An 18,156-nucleotide genomic window follows, 5' to 3' on the forward strand; every position below is an offset into this window, starting at 1 on the left:
ACCTCTCCCCCCCTTACGTGATTTTATGCTCGGCTGCTTTTTTAAGACCTTCTATAACGCGCTCGGCTTCGTCAAGTGTCAATGGCGTAAATCTAATCAAATCAATATCACGAAGCTCTTTAGTCGCTTTAAGACCGGAATGGCGACCATAGAGTTTTTTGCCTGATGCATTTGTTTTTGTCCAAAGACGAGAAGCGGGGTATGGTTTTTTCTTGACGCCTTCAACATAAGCAGCGACTTTCATTGGGCACCATATATGTGCAGCCACATCGTCCACTATATGTGCTCGCCCATCGTTCTTTTCAAAAGCAAAACACAACCCGGAACCGCGTACAAAATAACGATTCATCTTTTTCTTCTGGTGCCCGTCGGGATGCTCTGATGCAAAGCTATCAAACCTGTTCAGCAATTCTTTTTTCAGGTCAGCGCGATCCATAAAAAACTCCATATCAAAATCAGGGAGGATTTTAATTTTTACATTTTTTGTGGGATTGCAAAAGGATTATGAAGGCTCCGACAAATCATCATCGTCGCCCCCCATATCGGAAGCCTCCAGATTGCGAATGCGGTTGCGGAAAGTACGGTCAAAAGCCTCTATATATTTGATCAACCAATCTTGGTACTCATCCCAGCGTGAACGGTCCATAGGGTCAACATTGCGCAAATAAAGAATGATACGGGATGCACTCTTGTTTGGTAGCTCTTTCCATATTAGTTCATGACCAATCTCTGCTTCAATGTCATTTTTTTGTTCATAGAGTTGGTTATAAAAATCCTTGGCGTTTTGATGATCGATATAAAGCTCGACGCCAATGCATTTATCACGTGTATTGTGAAGGCCGCTGATGTGAAAGCCGGAGCGGCCAATGCGAAAAACTGCCCAATGTTGCGGCATAGGTTTTTGCGGGCGAATATGAGAATTTTCTTTCAGCTTTTCCGCAAGTTGCGTCCAAAATTCGAGTTGTGCCGCCTTGATATCGGTCAATGTGCCCGTTTCGATTTGACGGGCAGCTTGCCCGACCGAGCGTGACCAATCATTCGGTTTGGAAACAATATTGAACTTGGGGGCCACAGGACTATCACCAATCTGCCATAGCTCTACCTCAAGGCCAAAGAACTTGAACTGGTCATCGGTAATATTGTTAAGCCAATCAAGTGCCGAGCGGTGCTCTTCGGTGAAATGCGTAGAAACCCAGATGATTGTTACAGCTTTAAGGCCAGAGGCATAGGTCAACAACTGGCCAAGATGAAGATGATCAGTGCGCTCCAATTGGTTTTCAATCAACACCCAGCTCTTATCGAGTGTATCCCTGCAGAGGATATCCGCACGAAATGGCCCCACATTCTTTTCCTGCGCTTCTATTTCAAGTTCCATATCCAGCGTTTCGGCCAATATATCAAGGTTTTGGGCAAGCCAAGGCGTGAAATGCTGCGCTTCTGTTTGCCAGATGTGGCGTACATCAACTTTTTTAAGAGAACCAAGTGAAGGTAAACTCATAAAACACCCCCCATTTTCTTTTCCAACTCATCAACAGATATTTCACCTGACATCAGCTTTGGCAATAATAAATCCCGCATTTCGGCGAGTGTGTGGTTTTGATCTGTATTATTCAAAATAAACTGATCAACGCCTGTTATTAAATCATCAAACGTCTGAACAATAGATAAATTGGGAGCTAATATGGTTATATCTTCAAGCTGCTTCTTATTAATTGATCCAAATACAGTTCCATTCGAATTATAATGTTCAAAAACTCGTTTCAAAGCCAGCGCATAATAATAAGTATAAGATGCCAACCCTGATTTATGGATCAATGTACTAACGCCTCGTCCAATACAGCTCTTTTCATGAGACCGATTAATATCACCGACAGGAGCGCGAACGCTAACCAACGTCCAGTTTTTCTCGGCTATACGTGAGGGTTTGTTGCAGTAAACGCGATTTTTCGGAAACCTGAAACCAAAATCCCTGCGACCTTGAAAAAATGGCAACCCTTCGTTAATTTCGTTATATGTTGATCCAGGTGGTGATTGACCCATAGTAACATTAAATTCATGTCCGAGCTTGGACTGTACCCACCCTTCAGGCAGCCCATTCTCTGCAAATTGATCTGGAAAAAGGTTGGCGATTTCTTGCGCTTTTGCGGTATCGGGGATAAAGCCCCCAAGAATAGCAACGGGATCAGTGATGCCTTTTGCTTTGCGTTTGACAGGACCAAAATCAACAAACCAATCCTGAAACACTGCTTGCGCCATTTGCTCCAGCGTTTCATTCATCTTTTTATTGAGTTCGATTTTCTGATCAAACAAATAAAGAGCATCAGCAATTAGCGTTTGATGTTTTACTGTAGATGGAACTTTAACAATTAAAGCGTGAACATCATTCCGGTTTATACCCGGTACACCACTTTTGTCATTAAATTGCTGCCAATCAATCGTTTTTAAAAAATAATATACAAATTTAGGGTTATTTCCTTTAAAATCACACACATAAAGAGTTGTATTTAATGGCCAGAAATCTTCGTTGAGATAAAAAATTTCACCTATTGTTCCATATCGCCCAGTCACAACACCTGGCCCATGTACCATGGGAACATTATGAAAATCATTGATGCCGGACGAGGTCACAATAGGAATGTTTCCTTTATTGCGCTTGGTGTAAGGAAGGTCATAGCCTCTTTTGAGTTCTATAAACTCACCTAGTTCTATTTCGTCAAAAAAGTACATCATTTCTTTAAAGATAGAAAATTATTTAGCTTCCTTTGAAGTTTATTATTTTCGCCAAACAGCCCTAACAATTTCTCTTTTAAGGCAGCGAATTTTTCCTCAAAAGGTACACCATCATCTTCCTCCTCTTCCGTTCCAACATAGCGGCCGGGAGTCAGCACATAATCATTGGCTTTGATCTCTTCCAACGTTGCCGCCTTGCAAAAACCCGGCACGTCTTGATAAGGATCAAATCCTTTTTCAGGTTTCGCACGGAAGCGATGATAGGTTGAAGCGATCTTGGCTATGTCAACGTCAGACAATTCACGCCGGACACGATCTACCATAAAGCCCATTTTACGGGCATCAATGAAGAGCACTTCGCCTTTTCTCTCTCGATGGCCATTGGCACTCTTATTCTTGGCCAAAATCCACAAACAAGCGGGAATTTGTGTCGAGAAAAACAATTGCCCCGGCAATGCCACCATACAGTCGATCTTGTCATCTTCCAGGAGTGCTTTGCGAATTTCCCCTTCGCCTGATTGCTGGCTTGACATCGAACCATTGGCCAGCACAACGCCGGCGGTACCACGTGGCGCGAGATGGTGGATGATATGTTCTAACCAGGCATAATTGGCATTTCCTTTTGGTGGAATGCCATATTTTTTCCAGCGGACATCATCAACCAGCCGCTCGCCGCCCCAATCGGAAGTATTAAAAGGCGGGTTTGCCAATATGTAATCGAAACGCAAATCGGGAAATTCATCTTTATGAAAGCTGCCTTCATTATTCCAGTGAATTATGGCATCGATGCCCTGAATCGCTAAATTCATCTTGGCAAGGCGCCATGTGGTATAGTTGATTTCTTGTCCGTAAATAGCAATGGCTCTGCGGTCGCCGCCATGTTCATTTATAAATTTTTTGGATTGCACAAACATACCGCCCGAGCCGCAACACGGGTCATAAACGCGGCCTTTATAAGGTTCCAACATCTCAACCAATGTACGCACAACAGAACGGGGTGTAAAAAATTCGCCTCCGCGCTTGCCCTCGGCACCGGCAAATTGCGACAGGAAATATTCATAGGCGCGACCAAGCAAGTCTTTCGCCTCGTCAAATTTATCATGCATGCCGATTTTAGCGAACAAGTCGATCAGCTCGCCCAGCATGGTTTTGTTCAGCGTCGGGCGAGCGTAGTTTTTCGGCAAAACGCCTTTCAGGCTTTTATTGGCTGGAATATTTTCTATCGCTGTCATCGCGCCATCAATTAACAAGCCAATTTCAGGACTCTTCGCGTTGGCTTGCAAATAGCTCCAGCGCGCTTCTTTCGGTACCCAGAAAACATTGTGATCCAAATATTCATCGGGATCTTCCGGGTCGGCATATTTTTCACACCGCAATTCCTGATAACGCGCATCAAAGGCGTCAGAAATATATTTCAGGAAAATCAAACCAAGCGCGATATGTTTATAGTCCGACGGCTCCAGACTGCCGCGTAATTTATCAGCTGCCTTAAAAAGCTTAGCAGTAAAATCCAAATCCGGTGTTTTCTTTTTATGGTCCGCCATAGAGCGATCACCTCTTTTTTAGTGGATTGTTTGTGAATGCCATTTCTAAAGAGCTTTAGAAAGCGGAGCAAGGCCAATTAGCTGATTAATATATTCAAAATTTGAAATAAGATAACAATATCAGCAATGTAGGTAGCAAAAAAGAAAATATGTGAACACCTATTATGCGCACGTTGAAATGCGCCAACAATCGCTGTTTTGGCAAAAAATTTAAAGCTATGAGATAGCTCACGATCTATCTGGCGAAGTCAATTTTGGCGGCTCAGCCTCATTTATCAGAAATTAATGTTTAAAATTTTTTTGTGTTGTCAGCCTGAAACAGTCTCGACCTTATTTACGTTGAGCAGCGCTTATCGACGCGAAAGGCGAAAGCAACAAAAACTGTGTCTTTGTGATCATTTATTTGCTCTTCTGTTAGCAAACGACAAATTTATATCGCGCAATAAACGACGCTATAATTTATACTAATTTAAAAAATGCCATTGGAAATATCCGTTTCATAAAAATACGCCTCTATTCACAATATTAAATATCGAAATATGCGTCGTATTAGAAAAATTATTATTGGAAACTGATGCCATTTAATTAATAGACAAAATAAATAATTTTTATTTTAAAACACTCGTTAAATTTCCAATCTTCATCGCCATAAAACGCAAACAAAGAAAAAGTGCAAAAAAATTGTCAAACAATAGCAAAAAAATTTCTCAAAAAAGATAGAATGTCACTCTTTGAAATCTTGTTGCATCAAATAGGATACAAGAAACCATGGTAAGACCGTCGCGTCTTAATGGCGGAGGGACAGTACCCTTTGTTATTGGTTCAGACTGTCCAAGGCCGTCCCGTTTAGTTTTTTTAGCAATATCAATTGGTTATCGTCATTTATCGTCCTTTATAATACCGTTTGCTTCCAGGTTTTATTGGGGGATGAGATGGAGCATGAAAAAACTATAAGAAATCTCAATTTATTGATTTGAAATTAGTTTTTGTCGAAATATGGCGGAGGGGGTGGGATTCGAACCCACGGTACAGTCGCCTGCACGCCGGTTTTCAAGACCGGTGCCTTAAACCGCTCGGCCACCCCTCCAAAAAGGATGCGCAAGTCTTTACAAGGTTCTGGCTAAAGGTCAATCACTTATTTGAATTTTTTTGAGCCAAATTCAATTTGTCCGGGTTCCTTTATATATGTTCACTTTCAGATCGCGCACTTTTTTTCGCAAGGTGTTGCGATTAAGCCCCAAAAGCTCTGCTGCTTTGATCTGGTTGCCCTTTGTTGCTGTGAGGCACGCGAGAATAAGCGGGTATTCGACTTCTTCCAAAACGCGGTGATAAAGCCCGGCAGGGGGTAATTCTTCGCCGAATGATGCAAAATATTTCTGCATATTCATTTCGACAGCTTCGGCAATTGTGACGTTATCATTAACAGAAGCCGAATTATGAGCATCATGATTTCCGGTTTCGTTTTTTAATTCTGTCTCAATAACATCAACCGCGATTTCTTCCTGCGGATAAAGAGCGGCAAGTCTGCGGACAAGATTTTCCAATTCCCTGACGTTGCCGGGCCATGAATAGCGGCGTAACAGATCAAGCCCCTCATTGCTGATATGTTTCAAAGGCAAGCCGTCATCAGTTGCCATTTTGAAGAAATGACGTACAAGATCGGGAATATCGTCGGCTCTTTCACGTAAAGCGGGAATGCGCAACGGTACAACATTAAGTCTATAAAACAGATCCTCGCGGAATTGTCCCTGATTGATAAGCTGATGCAAATCCTTGTTGGTTGCAGCAACAATTCTGACATCGGTTTTGATCGGTGTCCGCCCACCAACGGTCATATATTCGCCCTGTTGCAGGACACGTAAGAGGCGGGTTTGCGCGTCCATGGGCATGTCGCCAATCTCGTCAAGGAACAATGTGCCGCCGTTGGCTTGTTCAAAACGCCCGCTTGAACGCGTATTGGCACCGGTAAAGGCACCTTTTTCATGACCGAATAATTCTGATTCAATGAGATCTTTGGGAATTGCTGCCATATTGATTGCAACAAATGGTCCTTTGCGGCGTCTGCCATATTCGTGAAGTGCGCGTGCAACAAGTTCTTTTCCTGTTCCTGACTCGCCGGTAATCATCACGGTAAGGTCAGTCTGCATCATGCGGGCAAGAATACGATAGATTTCCTGCATCGCAGGTGAACGCCCGACAAGCGGCATCGTGTCGCTCGTTTCGTCAGATTTTTGTTTTTCATTTTCGGGGCGGGGTTCAACCATAGCCCGTCCGACAATATTGATCAGCTCCGACAGATCGAACGGTTTTGGCAGATAATCGTAGGCACCGGCTTCCGAAGCTTTGATTGCGGTCATAAAAGTGTTTTGTGCACTCATGACAATGACGGGAATTTCCGGACGTGCCTTTTTGATGCGGGGTATAAGATCGAATGCGTTTTCGTCCGGCATAACGACATCGGTAATGACAAGATCCCCATCGCCATTGGCAATCCAACGCCATAGCATTGCTGCATTCGGTGCCACCCGCACATCATAGCCGGCTCGCGAGAGCGCCTGGTTGAGAACAGTGCGGATTGCCGCGTCGTCATCGGCAACAAGTATCATCCCTTTGGTCATTGGCTTTCTCCGCTTGACTTTTGTTCTGTCTCTTCCGGCCGCCACATGGGCAAGAGAACACGGAATGTCGTCTTTCCAGGCTGTGACTCGCATTCAACGACCCCGCCATGGTCGTTCACAAGTTTTGCAACAAGCGCAAGTCCGAGGCCGGATCCATTCGGTTTACTGGTGATGAACGGGTCAAAAAGATTTTCCTGAATGTCTTTGGGAACACCCGGTCCATTATCTTCGACACAGAATTCCATAGGCAATGTGACTTTATCATGTCGCCCTTGAACGGAAAGTTTGATGCCTGGCCGATAGGAGGAGGTAAGCGTAATTGTCGGATTTTTTACATTGCCCAGCGCTTCTGTCGCGTTTTTAACAAGATTAAGGAAAATCTGGATAAGCTGGTCGCGATTGGCATAGACTGGAGGCAGTGACGGATCATATTTTTCAATAAATTTGATCTTTTTTGCAAAACCGCTTTGTGCGAGCCTTTTTACGTGATCAAGCACTGTATGAATATTAACCGGAAAACGTTCGATAGGACGTTCATCAGAGAATACTTCCATACGGTCGACCAGAGCAACGATACGATCTGTTTCATCGGTAATCAAACGTGTGAGTTGCCTGTCGTCATCGCTGACAACACTTTCAAGAAGTTGCGCAGCACCGCGAATACCCGAAAGCGGGTTTTTTATTTCATGGGCAAGCATTGAAGCAAGACCGGTCACCGAACGGGCAGCTCCTCTATGGGTCATCTGCCGGTCGAGCTTTTCGGCCATGGATTTTTCCTGAAACAACACAACGACACTTCCCGGTATTTCCGGTAGTGGTTGAACAAAAATATCGACGAGCTTGTCATAACCAAGTTTCGGCGATGATAAATCGACATGATATTCATTGACCGGTTTGGGTTTTTCTCTGACCTGATTGATGAGCGAGAGGAGAGGGCTACCAAAGGGTAAAAATGTTTCGAGTCTGTTTCGTGCCAATACAGAAGAACTAGCCTTGAAGAATTGTTCGGCATCGGCATTGGCATAGGCGATGCTATTATCCTTGTCGACAAGGATAACCGGATGGCGGACAGCATCAAGCACCAGTCTTGCAAGATTTTGTTCGGAATTTTTTACTTTTTGTTGCATCGTCAGGCTGCCTTTTCCGGATTACCCAAATCTCTCGAAAATATTGAATTCAACAATGTCAAAACGTGTTCCGGCTTGCGTGCGGTCACGAGATCCTGCCGTTCTTCGCTGCTATAGAAGCCCTTGGCGTGTTTGTTCAAATACCAGTCAAGATGTTTTCGGGCGTGACGCACGCCGGTATTTTCGCCATAGTAATCGAGCATTGCGCGATAATGGTCGCAAATATAATGGCCGAGATTCTGGCAGAAGGGGTGGCCTGCGATCTCTCCAGCCAACCACGGTGCACCATAGCATGCGCGCCCGATCATAACCGCATCGGCTCCAGAACGACGCAGGCATTCTTCCGCTTCCTTAAGATTGCCAATATCGCCATTTGCTACCATTGGAATTGAAATGACATCGCGAACTTTTTTCAAAGCATCCCAATCGGCTTGACCGTTGTAAAATTGCATTCTTGTGCGGCCATGCACGGTAATCATGGCAATACCGGCTTCTTCAGCCTTTTTTGCAAGTTCCGGTGCGTTGATCGTTGTTTCGTCCCAACCAAGCCTCATTTTAAGAGAAACGGGAATTTTTGCTACCTTTAAAACCGCTTCGATCAAGGACATAGCAAGTTTCAAGTCGCGCATAAGGGCAGCACCGGAATATCCGCCGATAACCTTTTTGGCAGGACACCCCATATTGATATCAATCATATCGGCATGGTTATCCTGAACAATTTCGGTTGCTCTTGCCATCCATTCCGGTTCGCGACCGGCTAGTTGCACCACATGTTGTGGAAGACCCTTGCCATTTATGCGCATTTGGCTTTCAACCGCGCCGGAACATAATTCCGCACTTGCCACCATTTCCGAAACCACCATGCCGGCACCGGCGCTCCAACTTCTTTGGCGAAACGGTAAATCGCTCACACCGGACATAGGAGCAAGAAAAACACGGTTTCTAAACTCGATATTGCCAACTTTGAGAGGTGTGGAAAGAAAGGTCAATCACTTATGCCTTTTTGTTGTGCAATTTTAAAAACGCCTAATATTTTACCATTTTATGAATAAAAGGCAATGCTATGAGGATAACTTTCGCTGTAAAAATCGACTTTTATCTATAGAAAATAATGACATGAAAAAACGGGGTAATAAATATAAATTGAAATGCGCAAACGAATTGGACATTGTAAAATGATAAAAGCTTATTGAAAAAATGGAAAAGCTGTATCAATTTTGGGCTATAAGACCGCAATATTTTTGAAGGGATAGAGATTATGAAATTGTATTTTGCTCCTGGTGCTTGTTCACTCTCTCCACATATCGTAGCGCTGGAAGTCGGAATTCCGGTCAAACTTGAAAAGGTTGATTTGGCCAAAAAGAAAACGGCAAGTGGCAAAGATTATCTGACGGTTACGAAAAAAGGCTATGTTCCGGCACTGGAACTTGATGACGGCCGCGTTATTACAGAAGGTACTGCTATTGTTCAATATCTGGCCGATCTCAAGCCTGAAAAGAATTTGGCCGAAAAACCGGGTACTTACGAGCGGGCAAAAGTACAGGAATGGCTGAATTATATTGCGACCGAACTTCACAAAGGTTTTGGACCGCTTTTTCATCCCGGTTCAGAGGAAGAAAAAAAGGCTGCCAAAGCAAAGCTTATCGAACGGTTGGTATATGCTGAAAAACAGCTTGAAAATTCCCAGTTTATTGCAGGCGATCATTTCACTGTTGCCGATGCCTATCTTTTCACAATCCTGACATGGTGCAAGTTTGTGGGGATTGATCTTCTCGATATGCCGGCCTTGTCGTCTTATATGGAAAAGATCAATAATCGCGATAGCGTCAAAAAGGCTTTTGCCGACGAAAAGGCAGCCTGAAACACGATTAAAATATGCGGGTAATAATCGCAAAAGCGAATAAATATTCCGCGCAACTTATTGCAAGAGTTTTCATTATTCAATAGTTTTCAAGGGGAAGAGAAGCCTGCTTTTGACTGAATGTCTGGCAGGCTTTTCATTTGGCAGATTTGCCCTTTCCATAATATCCTGTTTCATAAGAAATTTACGGAATGCCGAACATGCACGTTCGTCCGATTTTAATAATTATTGAAAGACGGTATTATTGCTTAATTGCTGTTGCTCTGCCTTCAGCACTGGATGAGGCAGTTCCGGTTCAGCAATGGGGACGAGTTATAAGGTTTTCACGTATTAGGACATTTCGTTAGGACACTCTTCGGCTGTCTGTTGCCAATATCTCTGCAGACAATGATGAATGAGTGATTTTTCCGGTATGAAATGAAGTTTCCTCTTGAACTCGGAGTCTTTCCCGTTATATTGCAGCCTCGCTGGAGAGGTGGCCGAGTGGTTGAAGGCGCACGCCTGGAACGCGTGTATACGGGCAACCGTATCAAGGGTTCGAATCCCTTTCTCTCCGCCATTAAGACACAATGATCTTACCGTGGTCTTTTTACCCCATTTAATACAACAAGATTTCAAAGAGCTCGATTCTATCTTTCTCTTCCATTGATTTATCTGATTGGGGTGAAGTTGACGGGAAGCAGAAATCTGCTGGATTGTCTTGTCTAGATGCAAGGTTCCCAAAGCTATCTTGGCCTAAAAAGAACTCCTGCAACGGCATCTATTTTCATTCTTTATATGAACGACACTTCAATATATAGTCCAGTTTTATAGGATCACTTCAGGAAAAATAAATGTCCGAAAGGGTTGGTAAAATATATAATTCATGTAAAAATAGTATTTTTATACGATATTAAAAAATTGTGTTTTATAATTTTATAATTAAATTATTTGAAATCTATTCTATGGGTTAAAAAAGTAAAAATAAATTTTAACTTATAAATTATTTATTATAATGAAATTGTATTTTAATTTTTATTTTTTTAAATAAAATTTATTTTTACAATGAGAACAACACCGTTTAAATTGACGCTTGTATAAACGTCGCTACTCTGACGTTTAACGACAAGTTGGAATTAGTCTGACAATATCATTTATAACGAAAAGGGGAATTGGGATGGGAATATCAAATCGCGCTAAAAATTTTTTAGATGCGTTGCGAGAAAAGTTTACAATTGACGATGCAAAAGAACATTTGAGCCCAAAATACGAGAATATCCCGATAACTTTACGCACAGTTACGCGCAGCTCTCCTTCTATTATCGAACGTATTTGGAGACAGCTTTTAAAAATGGGGGTAACAGCAGAAGCCAAAACAGAACTGGCTGACCCGTTTACAGTCCAGTCTGCTGAAAATTACCAAGCCAATATTGAAAATATGATAGGGACAGTCAAAATACCGGTTGGTGTTATTGGACCATTACGCGTGAATGGACTTCATGCCAACGGTGATTATCTGATCCCGTTGGCAACGACAGAAGCAGCTCTTGTTGCTTCCTATAACCGTGGTGCAAAAGCTGTTAATAAAGCAGGTGGAGTAACAGTTACAACATTAGCAAATACAGTTTTGCGAAGTCCGGTTTTCCGGTTTGAAAATATATTACAATCAGGTCTTTTTATCGAGTGGCTTACGCGCCAGGAAGAAGAGCTGATAAAAGCGGCACAATCAACAACATCGCATGGAAAATTGATCGCATTAACCCCGATGATCGATGCTGAACTGGTTTATATTCTTTGCGGTTTTTCAACGGGTGATGCTTCCGGACAAAATATGGTAACATTTGCAAGTGAAGCAATGTGCCAATACATTTTGGAACATTGTCCCATAAAGCCGATTTCCTGGTTTTTGGAAGGCAACCTTTCCGGAGATAAAAAGGCGAGTTTTTTATCTGTGATGAAAGGACGTGGGCGCAAGGCAACGGCACAGGTCGAGTTATCCCATACAATCGTAGAAAGTGTTTTGGGCGTTAGTGTCGAGCAGTTTCTTGAATATGTTCGCATCGCCAATCTTGGTGCTTTAATGGCAGGCCAGATCGGTGCTCAAGCCCATTATGCAAATGGTCTCGCGGCACTTTTTTTGGCAACAGGACAAGATGTCGCCTGTGTTTCTGAAACATCAATCGGTTTTACGCGTGCGGAAGAAACAGAAAATGGTTTAAAGTTTACTGTTACACTTCCTAATTTGATCGTTGGAACTGTTGGCGGAGGTACCGGCTTACCAAGCCAAAAAGCAGGCCTCGAGCTCATGGGATTAAAAGGGAGCGGGCATGCAAACGCCTTTGCAGAAGTTGCAGCGGGTCTTATCCTCTGTGGTGAATTATCCTTGACAGCTGCCGTTGCCGGTGGCCAATTCGGTATGGCGCATATGAGACTGGCACGAGGAAGAAAAACAAATGCCTCCACTAGAAGCTGAAACTCAAGGTTTGTTAAAACGCTTGTGGATCTATCAAAGCGAGCGTTTTCCCGTTATTAAAACAGCTATTTTGCTGGTTGTTTTTTCCGCCTCATCAGTAACGGCCTCGGCACAATTGGCCGGGCGGTCGCTGCCTCCTTTTACTGCATATTTGACAGCTTTTATTCTGGTCTTTTTCTTTTTCTGGCAACTCCGCGCAGCCGATGAATACAAAGATAACGAAACAGATACACGCTACCGGCCGGAACGTCCTATACCTCGAGGACTCGTTTCCTTAAAGCTTATAATCATTTTGGGATTTTTATCCATGATCATAAGTGTGCTGGTAGCATATATTTATCTGCCATCTTTGCTATTTCTGGTTTTTATTGTCTGGTGCTGGATGGGATTAATGACGGCGGAATTTTTTGCCCCCCATGCCCTCCATGCTTCCCCGCTTTTATTACTTGTAACGCATATGCTGGTTATGCCCTTGATTGATATGGTTTTAACCGCATGTGAATGGCTTCCTCATGGAACATCAATGCCGACAGGCTTATGGACTTTTCTGTTACTTAGTTTGGCAAATGGTTGTATTTTCGAGTTTTCACGCAAAATATGGGCACCCGTGAATGAGCGCGAAGGCGTTGAAACTTATAGTTCTGCTTGGGGCATTCCTTTTTCATTAGCAGCACTTTTAGGGGTTTTAGCACTTGCTTACGCTGCGTTATTAGGCCTTTCACTTTATCACAACCTGCTTTTCCCCTTTGCCGTGGTGGGCTTTTTGGCTGCACTGCCTTTTTTATACCAGATATGGGCGTTCTCACGTGCACCCACCCCGCATAGACAAAAAGCACTTGATAACAGTTCGGGGTTATGGGTTATCTCATGCTATCTTCTGGCCGCATTATTGCCTTTTCTGAAAGGATAGAACATGGTTCTTGATGAAGACCAAGCTTTCAATGAAAGTGTCAATATTGTTGGCGGGAAAGCCTACGCTTTGGCTGCTGCAAGAAAAGCCGGAGCGCCGGTTCCGGATTTTTTTGTCGTAACATCTGAATGCGCCAATAAAAACGGTACATTGAAAGCCAGTTTCAAGCCCGATATTCTCATGCAAATCAAACGCTTAAGTAAAAACAAGACAGACCGTTTTGCTGTCCGCTCTTCCGCAGTTTCCGAAGATAGTTTACAAGCTTCCCATGCGGGACAGTTTCTAACCCTTCTTGAGCAAAAACCTGATACAATTTTAAGCGCAATTGAAGCTGTTTTTAAATCGGGCCTTGCTGCTCATGTTAAAGAATATCGATCACAACGAGGGCTTGGCGGCAGTGAACTGCCTTGTGTCGTTATTCAACGTCAAATAGAAGCCCGGGCATCCGGCGTTGCCTTTAGTGCCGATCCTGTCAGTGGACGGCGCGACAGAATTGTTATTTCGGCTGTTAATGGCTTGGGGGAAAGTCTTGTTTCCGGTGAAGAAGATGGTGAAAATTGGCTTCTTGGAAAAGTAACAAATGATATTTATGCTCGCCCTCTAAATGCAAGCGTATTAAACGAAGAAGAAGTAAAAAAAATTGCTGCCCTTTGCCTCTCTGCCGAAAATCGCAAACAAGCTGCTCAGGACATTGAATGGACGATTGATAAATCCGGTAAAGTTTGGCACTTGCAAGATCGCCCGATAACATCACCTTTATTGGCAAAAGGCCATGGTGAAACACTTTTAACGGTTCTTGATAATTCCAATATTGTTGAAAGTTATCCCGGTTTTGTATCTCCTTTAACTTTTAGTTTTGCCTCGCAAGCCTATGATCGAGTGTATCGTGCCTTTCTTGCAATGGTTGGCACAGACCAACAAACAATAAGCAACGCACGATCAATGTTGTCCAATATGTTGGTATGCTATGACGGGCGAATGTATTATAACCTTGGCAATTGGTATCGCCTTCTTTCTTTTCTTCCTTTCTTCTCGAAAAATCGCAGTAATATGGAATCGATGATGGGGGTATCATCCCCTATTCCGGAAGAAGCCATAAGTGATGTTAAAGCGCCATCGTTTTTTGCGTTAATACGCATGATTGTCTCTTTGAGTGCCCGTTCATTGTTTTTCCCACACATGCGGAAAAACTTCTATAAAAGAATGAAAAAAGCGCTGCGCGATGACGACCCCACCTATAATTTGGATACAATGTCTTTGTCGGAGCTTGGCAAAGAATATCGACGTCTTGAATCTGCCCTTCTTGATCGTTGGGATGCCCCGATTCTGAACGATGTTTTATGCATGATGGCCTATGGCGGCTCACGCAAATATCTTCAGCGTCATGCCGGTCAAGACGGAATACGGCTCCATAATGATGTCATGATCGGCCAAGGCGATATTATCTCGGCAGAACCGGCAAAACTTATTCGTGAGGCTGGCGACATTTTAAAAACCAGCTCTGATGATTTAAAAAAAGCTGTTGCCGACTTTGATATTGAAAAGGTTTATCAAGACCAAGCACTTGGAAATAAAATCAAGGATTATATCAAACGTTTCGGTGACCGACGTGTTGGTGAACTAAAGCTGGAGTCTCCAACTCTTGACGAGGATCCAACGCCGCTTTTATCGGCTATTTATGCAGCCTCTATGCGTGCTGACGACAAACAGCAACAAGCCGCATCTTCTATCAATCTTGATACTTTGTTTGCGCATAAACCTATTCGTAAGCAAATCGCTTCATTAATGTTGAAATATGCCAAGGCGCGGGTCAAAGACAGAGAGAATTTACGGTTTGAACGTACCCGTATTTTTGCCCGCGCCCGGCGCATATTTTTGCGTATAGGGCAAGAATTCGAGGCGAATGCACGTCTTGACAATGCAAAGGATATTTTTTTCCTGGATGTTTCTGAAATTCTTGGCTCTATCGAAGGCTTTGCCACAAGCCACAATCTGAAAGGGCTTGTTCATTTGCGAAAAACTGAACAAGCAGATTATGAAACGCGGACTGATCCGGGGGAGCGTATTTTATTGCGTGGTGGTGTCGGAGATAAAGCAGCACGACTTATGGATAATATAGTCCATGGCTCCGAACGTAAAAATGAAACCGAGCGTCGTGGACTTGCTTGCGGTTCCGGAAAAGTTAAAGCGCGTGTTCGTGTTGTTCGTGACCCGCTTGTGACCCCTCTCGAACTTGGTGAGGTTCTCGTTGCCCGCAATACGGACCCCGGCTGGATTTCACATTTCGTCAATGCATCAGCTGTTGTCGTGGAACGTGGCTCTATCCTTTCCCACTCGGCTATTGTTTCACGGGAGCTTGGTATACCTTGTGTGGTTGGTGTCAAAGGCGCATGCTCATGGCTGAAGGATGGGGACCTTGTCGAAGTTGATGGGGGTGAAGGAATTGTCAGAAAATGCGATAAGTGATCAGGCAATAGAAACACGTGCCCGTTTTGATATTATTCGTTACGCACAAGGCTGGGAAGATGCGGAAGTATTAATCAAAGCTTTAACAAGTGGATCGGATCACAAAAAAGCTGCGGGAAAACACTTTTTATCAGTCGCCGCAGCAGGCGATAATGTTTTAGCACTTTTATTACTTGATCCCCAAAAAATCGTTGCAGCAGATTTATCACAAGCACAACTTTACTGTTTGCAAATGCGTATCGAAGCGTTCAAACACTTGTCTTATGATGACTTTATCGAGCTTATGGAGCCTACACCGTCAAACATGAGGCGCGATATAGCGCGAAACCTCATCAGTGACTTTGAAGGTGACATGCTCCTTTTTTGGCAAGAAAAACTTGATGCAATAGAAAAGCTCGGCTTGGCAGGAATAGGAAAGTTTGAAAACTATTTTTCACTCTTTCGCCGCTATATTTTACCTTTCATTGCGAGTAAAAAAACATGCAATGAATTATTTCAAAAAATGAGCGCAGCTCAGCGTGAAGAGTTTTTCAATAAAAAATGGAATAATTGGCGTTGGCGCTTGGCAACGAAGTTTTTCTTTTCGGAAAAAATGATGGGAAAGCTCGGTCGTGATCCGGCTTTTTTTGACTATGCAGAGGGAAACTTGCCAAAGCAAGTGCAAGATAAGGTTCGTCATGCGGTTATCAATATGGAACCACATGATAACCCGTATATGCAATGGATTTTGCTGGGGCACCACCAATATGCTTTACCTCTTGCATGGCGCAAAGAGCATTATCAGACGATCAAAGATCGGGTAGACCGGATTGAATTTTTCAAAGGTCCTATTCAGGAGGCATCTGGTCGATTTGATGGTTTTAATCTTTCTGATATCTTTGAATATATGTCTCCATCTCTTAGTCAGGAAGTATATGAAAAACTGTTAGATAAAGCACAACCAGATGCGCGTTTTGTCTATTGGAATATGATGGTGAAGCGTCAAATGTCTGTTCATTTCAGCCAGCGTGTAAAAATGAACGACATTGAGGCAAGTAAACTTGCTCTTGAGGATAAAGCCTTTTTCTACTCGGCTCTCATTATAGAAGATGTTTTATCATGACGTCTTTTAGTATTATTTTTGGCATATTAACAGTTGTACTACTCGTTTTGGTCGCAGGACTTGTGCGGGTTGTCGGTGATAAATATGCATTATCAGCCGAAACACAACGCAAACTTGTTCATGTAAGCGTTGGTATTTTTGCGCTAATCCTGCCATTGTTTCTCGACCGTAAGTCTTTTACTGTATTTGCTCTCTTTGCTTTGGCCGCCTTATTGCTTTTACGGGTTGCACCTATCAGAAAAACCTATGGAGCAGCTGTCCATTCCGTTGAGCGATCATCTTGGGGGGATATTCTCTTTCTTGTTTCTGTTAGTGTTTTATTTTTTCTTGCAGCAGGTGATCCTATTCTTTATGTCCTTCCTCTTGCAGTTGTTACTATTTCGGATGCTTGTGCAGCTGTCATTGGCACTGAATATGGCCGGCGAAAATTTGGCACAAAAGACCGTACAAAAAGTATTGAAGGGACAACCGTCTTCTTTATTGTAACGTGGATTGTCTGCGTTATCATTATGATTTTAACGCCCTCTATTGAACGCGAAAACATTATTCCATTGGCTACCATTATTGCTGCATTTTCTGCACTGGTAGAAGCAAGCAGTTGGCGTGGACTGGATAATTTATTTGTACCACTTGGTATTTTTGCTCTTCTTGCTTTCAACCCGACAAACCTCATTATGCAGCTTCTCTTGGCAGCACTTTTTATTGTCATCATGGTTGCTTCCAGAATTGGCGCTTCCTTTTTGAATTTATCAGCCCATGCCTGTCGCTCAACTGTAATTTGCCTGTTTCTGACAGTTGGTCTAACCAGTATATTTTATGCTATTTTTCCTCTTGCAGCCCTTATCGCAAATATTTCATTGCGAAATAAAACGCATCCATCTGATGACACAGACCTCCAGCTTATCGTTGTAATGACATTGGTTGGTGTTTTCTGGCTCGTTGCCGGTCGTGTCACGGGCTATATTGCAATCGAGTTTTATACCAATACATTTGCTGCTCTGTTGGCTGGATTACTCATGTTGCATTTTACGGATTCCTCTAAACGCGTGAGGTGGCTTGCTGCAATAACCATTAGCGGGCTAGTTTTTATTCTTGAGAATATACTGATTGTTTTTGGTAACACCAATATTAGCTGGCTTAATCGTCCCTCTGCTTGGGCTATCTCTGCGCTTGCTATTCTCTCATGCGTTGGTATTACGTTTTTTAACAGGGTTACACAACGCCATATCATTTATAAAATAACACTTGTTGCTACTCTTATCTGTACAATAGGATTGCTTCTTGCAATTCAAAATTCTCAAAAACCGGTAACCTTTGCGCAATACTTTATTCAAAAAATCTGAAGG

At 43.1% G+C, this 18,156-nt stretch carries 13 protein-coding genes and 2 tRNA genes; 7 read left to right on the forward strand and 8 right to left on the reverse strand.

Annotated elements, in window-relative coordinates; genetic code table 11:
* Positions 1-13: 13 nt before the first annotated feature.
* From BBC0178_RS01995 to dusB, 8 genes are all read right to left on the reverse strand, one after another.
* Entirely contained in the window at positions 14-436 is a 423-nt protein-coding gene (locus BBC0178_RS01995; RefSeq protein WP_078039022.1) for a hypothetical protein, read from the reverse strand.
* 66 nt (positions 437-502) lie between these two features.
* On the reverse strand, positions 503-1,498 hold the full coding sequence (locus BBC0178_RS02000; RefSeq protein ID WP_078039023.1) for a DUF4268 domain-containing protein: 996 nt from the start codon (positions 1,496-1,498) through the stop codon (positions 503-505).
* On the reverse strand, positions 1,495-2,730 hold the full coding sequence (locus BBC0178_RS02005) for a restriction endonuclease subunit S (protein ID WP_078039024.1): 1,236 nt from the start codon (positions 2,728-2,730) through the stop codon (positions 1,495-1,497). Before BBC0178_RS02005 ends, BBC0178_RS02000 begins: the two co-directional genes overlap by 4 nt.
* Complete coding sequence (locus tag BBC0178_RS02010) at positions 2,727-4,274, reverse strand: class I SAM-dependent DNA methyltransferase (RefSeq protein ID WP_078039025.1); 1,548 nt, start codon at positions 4,272-4,274, stop codon at positions 2,727-2,729. The genes BBC0178_RS02005 and BBC0178_RS02010 overlap by 4 nt, the downstream gene beginning before the upstream one ends.
* 997 nt (positions 4,275-5,271) lie before the next feature.
* Positions 5,272-5,361: transfer RNA gene (locus BBC0178_RS02015), tRNA-Ser, on the reverse strand.
* Positions 5,362-5,434: 73 nt separating this feature from the next.
* Positions 5,435-6,892 (reverse strand): nitrogen regulation protein NR(I), encoded by a 1,458-nt coding sequence (ntrC, locus tag BBC0178_RS02020; protein WP_078039026.1) that lies wholly within the window; start codon positions 6,890-6,892, stop codon positions 5,435-5,437.
* Positions 6,889-8,019 (reverse strand): two-component system sensor histidine kinase NtrB, encoded by a 1,131-nt coding sequence (locus BBC0178_RS02025; protein ID WP_078039027.1) that lies wholly within the window; start codon positions 8,017-8,019, stop codon positions 6,889-6,891. Before BBC0178_RS02025 ends, ntrC begins: the two co-directional genes overlap by 4 nt.
* Before the next feature lie 2 nt (positions 8,020-8,021).
* Positions 8,022-9,008: a tRNA dihydrouridine synthase DusB gene (gene dusB, locus BBC0178_RS02030; RefSeq protein ID WP_078039028.1), complete on the reverse strand. Its 987-nt coding sequence runs from the start codon at positions 9,006-9,008 to the stop codon at positions 8,022-8,024.
* 269 nt (positions 9,009-9,277) lie between these two features.
* Between dusB and gstA the strand changes: the two genes are divergently transcribed.
* The 7 genes from gstA to BBC0178_RS02065 all read left to right on the forward strand — a co-directional run bounded on the left by gstA (position 9,278) and on the right by BBC0178_RS02065 (position 18,153).
* Positions 9,278-9,880 (forward strand): glutathione transferase GstA, encoded by a 603-nt coding sequence (gstA, locus tag BBC0178_RS02035; RefSeq protein ID WP_078039029.1) that lies wholly within the window; start codon positions 9,278-9,280, stop codon positions 9,878-9,880.
* Between the two features lie 469 nt (positions 9,881-10,349).
* A tRNA-Ser gene (locus tag BBC0178_RS02040) sits at positions 10,350-10,439 on the forward strand.
* A 597-nt stretch (positions 10,440-11,036) separates the two neighbouring features.
* Positions 11,037-12,332, forward strand: coding sequence for a hydroxymethylglutaryl-CoA reductase (locus tag BBC0178_RS02045; RefSeq protein WP_078039030.1), 1,296 nt, complete (start codon positions 11,037-11,039; stop codon positions 12,330-12,332).
* Entirely contained in the window at positions 12,313-13,242 is a 930-nt protein-coding gene (locus BBC0178_RS02050) for a UbiA family prenyltransferase (RefSeq protein ID WP_078039031.1), read from the forward strand. The genes BBC0178_RS02045 and BBC0178_RS02050 overlap by 20 nt, the downstream gene beginning before the upstream one ends.
* 3 nt (positions 13,243-13,245) lie before the next feature.
* On the forward strand, positions 13,246-15,708 hold the full coding sequence (locus BBC0178_RS02055; protein ID WP_078039032.1) for a PEP/pyruvate-binding domain-containing protein: 2,463 nt from the start codon (positions 13,246-13,248) through the stop codon (positions 15,706-15,708).
* Entirely contained in the window at positions 15,659-16,810 is a 1,152-nt protein-coding gene (locus tag BBC0178_RS02060) for a DUF3419 family protein (RefSeq protein ID WP_188317755.1), read from the forward strand. The genes BBC0178_RS02055 and BBC0178_RS02060 overlap by 50 nt, the downstream gene beginning before the upstream one ends.
* Positions 16,807-18,153, forward strand: a complete 1,347-nt coding sequence (locus BBC0178_RS02065) for a diacylglycerol/polyprenol kinase family protein (RefSeq protein WP_078039034.1) — start codon at positions 16,807-16,809, stop codon at positions 18,151-18,153. Before BBC0178_RS02060 ends, BBC0178_RS02065 begins: the two co-directional genes overlap by 4 nt.
* Positions 18,154-18,156 lie beyond the last annotated feature (3 nt).

The sequence above is a fragment of the Ditibartonella apihabitans genome (assembly GCF_002007485.1).
GTDB lineage: Bacteria > Pseudomonadota > Alphaproteobacteria > Rhizobiales > Rhizobiaceae > Bartonella > Bartonella apihabitans.

What these genes read in the sequence shown, in the direction of transcription:
- BBC0178_RS01995 (WP_078039022.1), bottom strand. Translation starts at nt 436, where the DNA reads ATGGATCGCGCTGACCTGAAAAAAGAATTGCTGAACAGGTTTGATAGC.
- BBC0178_RS02000 (WP_078039023.1), bottom strand. Translation starts at nt 1,498, where the DNA reads ATGAGTTTACCTTCACTTGGTTCTCTTAAAAAAGTTGATGTACGCCAC.
- BBC0178_RS02005 (WP_078039024.1), bottom strand. Translation starts at nt 2,730, where the DNA reads ATGATGTACTTTTTTGACGAAATAGAACTAGGTGAGTTTATAGAACTC.
- BBC0178_RS02010 (WP_078039025.1), bottom strand. Translation starts at nt 4,274, where the DNA reads ATGGCGGACCATAAAAAGAAAACACCGGATTTGGATTTTACTGCTAAG.
- ntrC (WP_078039026.1), bottom strand. Translation starts at nt 6,892, where the DNA reads ATGACCAAAGGGATGATACTTGTTGCCGATGACGACGCGGCAATCCGC.
- BBC0178_RS02025 (WP_078039027.1), bottom strand. Translation starts at nt 8,019, where the DNA reads ATGCAACAAAAAGTAAAAAATTCCGAACAAAATCTTGCAAGACTGGTG.
- gstA (WP_078039029.1), top strand. Translation starts at nt 9,278, where the DNA reads ATGAAATTGTATTTTGCTCCTGGTGCTTGTTCACTCTCTCCACATATC.
- BBC0178_RS02045 (WP_078039030.1), top strand. Translation starts at nt 11,037, where the DNA reads ATGGGAATATCAAATCGCGCTAAAAATTTTTTAGATGCGTTGCGAGAA.
- BBC0178_RS02050 (WP_078039031.1), top strand. Translation starts at nt 12,313, where the DNA reads ATGCCTCCACTAGAAGCTGAAACTCAAGGTTTGTTAAAACGCTTGTGG.
- BBC0178_RS02055 (WP_078039032.1), top strand. Translation starts at nt 13,246, where the DNA reads ATGGTTCTTGATGAAGACCAAGCTTTCAATGAAAGTGTCAATATTGTT.
- BBC0178_RS02065 (WP_078039034.1), top strand. Translation starts at nt 16,807, where the DNA reads ATGACGTCTTTTAGTATTATTTTTGGCATATTAACAGTTGTACTACTC.